The organism is Kocuria sp. (assembly GCF_030536815.1).
GTDB lineage: Bacteria > Actinomycetota > Actinomycetes > Actinomycetales > Micrococcaceae > Kocuria > Kocuria gwangalliensis.
In genome coordinates this window covers 1-3,992 of sequence record NZ_JAUNPE010000092.1, presented here as the reverse complement: position 1 = coordinate 3,992, position 3,992 = coordinate 1, and the positions used below count along the sequence as shown (strand labels likewise).

Genomic DNA, 3,992 nt, shown 5'->3' with positions numbered 1-3,992 from the left:
GCGCAAATCGATCACACGGTGGATTTTGCGTCGAACCGTCCCGGGCTCAGCGAAACCGGTTCCGTGCCGAAGCTCAGAGCCGTTGATCCCTCGAGTTCGCCGAACCGCCCGGACGGCGCCGCGTCACCGAAGTAGCGAATCGCGGCTCACCGACAAGCGCTGGGTCATGGTGTGGGACTTACCGGCATCCACGTGAACGGCGTCACCGAGCACGTTGGCGGTCTCCACGCACACCATGGACTGCCACTCGGCATCCGCGAAATCGTCCATGGCCTTGGACTTCTCGGTCCACGGGTTCCACACCACGGTATTGGCCGAGCCCTCCTTGGCCACCGTGATGGTGCGCCCCATGGCGGGGTCCTTCACCCGCACGGTGTCTTGGGAGTGGTACACGCGGTCGGTTTCGTCCGTGATCGTCACGGCACCGGACTGCTGCTCCTCCTGCTGGGCCACCTTGTCGAAGTATCGTGCGCCGTCCAGGCCATCGATGCTGATGCGCCGGGAATCCCCCACCGACAGGTAGGTGTGCAGTGCTTCTTCGAATTCGAACGCGGTGGATCCGGTGTTCGTCACGGTCAGCGACATGGTCAGCTCCGCTCCGCATTCCACGGTGTAGACGGCACGGAACGGGTGCGGGAACGCGCCGCGTAACTGAGGGTCGATGTCCTCGTGGGTGAGGATGAAGCGCGCGGTGGCGGCAGCGGCGTCGTCCTCAGAAATCCTGTCCGCGAGCTCCCATTCCGTGATGCGCGCGAACCCGTGGGCGGGTTTCAGATCCCCGGGGCGGCCGGGGCCGAACCACGGGAAGCAGATCGGTACACCGCCGCGGATGGCCTCCCCCACGCTGTCCTTGGCCTGGGACGACACCCACAGCACCGGATCGGCACCGGTGGGCGCCCAGGACATCACATGGGCGCCGTACGTGCGGACCGTACCTGAACCGGGCGGGCAGGACAGTGTCAGGGGCGAGGGCAGTCGAGTCATGCCCCCAGCTTAGGCACTGGTCGGTGCCGACAGGCTCAGCACGACCGGAGTATTACCTCTCCAGCTCGGCATGATCCACGGGCTTCTCCATCTCGGCCTTGAACCACTCGAACGCCTGTCGGTGGGTTGCCGTGCGCCGCACGAACGCCCACGCGATACCCAGACCGGCCAGCCAAATGGGCAGGGACACCAGACCCGCCGCCGTTTCGGGTTCGGTGGTGAGCGTCCACACCACGAACGCGAAGAACACCAGCACCGCCACGCACATGAACAGACCACCGGGCATCTTGTACTCGGAGGCCGCATGGCGCTGCGGGTGCTTGCGGCGGTAGCAGATGTAGGACACCAGAATCATGGACCACACGAACATGAACAGCTGCGCAGCCACGGTGGTGATCAGGGTGAAGGCGGCAATGATCGAGTCCCCCGCGTACAGCACGGGGATGGTCAGCAGGAGCACGAGCGCCGTGACGCCCAGGGCGCGGGCCGGCACACCCGCGGTGCTCAGGTAGCGGAAGAAGCGCGGGGCACTGCCCTCGGCGGAGAGGCCGAACATCATGCGGGAGGTGGAAAACACGCCGGCGTTGGCGGAGGACATCGCCGAGGTCAGCACCACGAAGTTGACCACGGAGGCCGCGCCGGCCAGACCCACGAGCGAGAACATGGACACGAACGGGGACTGCCCGGGGTCGACCGAGCTCCACGGGGTCACCATGAGGATGGCCAACAGCGCACCCACGTAGAAGATCAGGATGCGCACGGGCACCGAGTTGATGGCGCGCGGCAGGGTTTTACGGGGATTGCGTGCCTCGGCGGCGGTGGTACCCACCAGCTCAAGACCTACGAACGCGAACACAGCGATCTGGAATCCTGCGACGACGCCCATGATTCCGTTGGGGAACCAGCCGCCGTTGTTCCACAGGTTGGAGACCTGCGCCACGTGACCGTCCGGGGAGGTGAACCGTGTGGCCACCATGATCACGCCCGCCACGATCAACGACAGAATGGCCACGATTTTGATCAGGGCGAACCAGAACTCCATCTCGCCGAAGTTCTTCACACTGGCCACGTTCAGGATGAAGATCACCGCCACCACGGCCACCGTGGGAAGCCACAACGGGACCTCGGCCCACCAGAACTGCACGTATGCCGTGATCGCCACCAATTCGGCCACGGCGGTGACCACCCAACAGAACCAGTAGGACCAGCCCACGAAGAACCCGGCCCACGGCCCCACCAGATCCGCCGCGAAATCCGCAAACGTCTTGTAATGCAAGTTGGACAGCAACAACTCACCCATGGCCCGCATGACGAAGAACAGGAAGAACCCAATGATCATGTAGACGAACACCACGGAGGGTCCCGCCAAGGAAATCGTGCGTCCGGATCCCATGAACAGGCCGGTGCCAATGGCACCGCCGATCGCGATCAGCTGGATGTGTCGATTGGTGAGACCTCGGCTGAGACCGGGCCGGTCATGCGAAGGTTCTGCGACGTGCTCGTGAGTCATACCGTCAGAGAGTACTCCTCACCACGGTAAGGGCAGTGCCGCCATGGGAACGACCCCCGGGCTCGTGGCCCGGGGGTCGTTCCGCTGACTCAACAGCACACGGCTCGGCGAACGAACTGCTCCCGCGTGATCAACGGTTGGTGAGCTCGTACGTGTCGATCCCACCGTCGCGGTCCTTCATGAACGTGTCCACGTCCTCTCGGGTGGCCCGCAGCTTGGGGTCGTTGCGCAGGTAGTGCCTGGTTTCGCGTGCAATCAGCCCGGACAGGATCAGCAGGCCCAGCAGGTTGGGCAGTGCCATCAAGCCGTTCATCACGTCCGAGAAGGACCACACGATGGCCAACGGAACGGTTGCGCCGATGAACACGACCACGGAGAAGAACACCCGGTAGGGCATCACGGCGCGGCGTCCGAAGAGCCGTTCCATGCAGCGCTCACCGTAGTAGGCCCAGCCCAGGATGGTGGAGTAGGCAAAGAGCACCAGGCCCACGGTCACGATCAGGTGGCCCCACACTCCGGGCAGACCGTGAGTGAACGCCTCACCGGTCATGGTCGCGGCGGTGTCCTTACCCTGGTCCCACACACCGGTGGTCACGATGACCAGACCGGTGCACGACACCACAATGATCGTGTCGATGAAGGTCTGGGTCATGGATACCAGGCCCTGACGGACCGGGTGAGTGGTCTTGGCCGCGGCCGCGGCAATGGCAGCCGACCCCATGCCGGACTCGTTGGAGAAGATACCGCGGGCCACGCCCATTTGGACGGCCAGGATGATGGCGGAACCAGCAAAGCCGCCAACGGCGGACGTCCCGCTGAAGGCATCGCCGAAGATCAAGGCGAAAGCTGCGGGGATGGCGTCCACGTTGGCGATCAGGATGTACAGGGCACCCAGCACGTAAAAAATGATCATGACGGGCACCAAAGCTGCGGTGACCTTGCCGATGGATTTGATGCCGCCCACCAGAACCAGCAGGGTCAGCGCGGCCAGAATCAGGCCGGTGATCCACACGGGCACACCGAAGGAGGACTCCATGTTCGCGGAGATGGAGTTGCCCTGCGTCATGTTGCCGATACCGAAGGATGCCAGCACCGCCGCGATCGCGAAGAACAGCGACAGGAACGTGCCGAATCCATTGGGGATGCCGCGTTTCAGGTAGTACTGCGGGCCGCCCGAGATCTCGCCGGCGGCATCACGGGTACGGAATCGCACGCCCAGGAACGCCTCGGAGTACTTGGAGGCCATGCCGACCACACCCGTGACCCACATCCAGAACAGAGCGCCGGGGCCGCCAATGGAGATGGCCGTGGCCACACCCACGATGTTGCCGGTGCCCACGGTGGCCGCGAGCGCGGTGGTCAGTGCCTGGAACTGGGAGACGTCACCGCCGGGGGCGTCCTTGTCCTGACGTTCGAACAGCGCCAGTCGCAATGCGGGGATCAATTTGAACAGTTGGATGCCACCCAGTCGGATGGTCAGATAAATACCGGTTCCCAA

Annotated in this window: 3 protein-coding genes; all 3 read right to left on the bottom strand. The window is 64.2% G+C overall.

Features of this window, described 5'->3' with window-relative positions; all coding sequences use genetic code 11:
* Positions 1–123 precede the first annotated feature (123 nt).
* Complete coding sequence (locus Q4E95_RS09050) at positions 124–984, bottom strand: D-hexose-6-phosphate mutarotase (protein WP_303382993.1); 861 nt, start codon at positions 982–984, stop codon at positions 124–126.
* Between the two features lie 52 nt (positions 985–1,036).
* Positions 1,037–2,494 (bottom strand): amino acid permease, encoded by a 1,458-nt coding sequence (locus Q4E95_RS09045; protein ID WP_303382992.1) that lies wholly within the window; start codon positions 2,492–2,494, stop codon positions 1,037–1,039.
* Positions 2,495–2,624: 130 nt separating this feature from the next.
* On the bottom strand, positions 2,625–3,992 hold a 1,368-nt coding region (locus Q4E95_RS09040), incomplete at its 5' end, for a sodium:alanine symporter family protein (protein WP_303382991.1).

Excerpts from the sequence above, each read along its gene's own strand:
- Q4E95_RS09050 (WP_303382993.1), bottom strand. The coding sequence starts at position 984 with ATGACTCGACTGCCCTCGCCCCTGACACTGTCCTGCCCGCCCGGTTCA.
- Q4E95_RS09045 (WP_303382992.1), bottom strand. The coding sequence starts at position 2,494 with ATGACTCACGAGCACGTCGCAGAACCTTCGCATGACCGGCCCGGTCTC.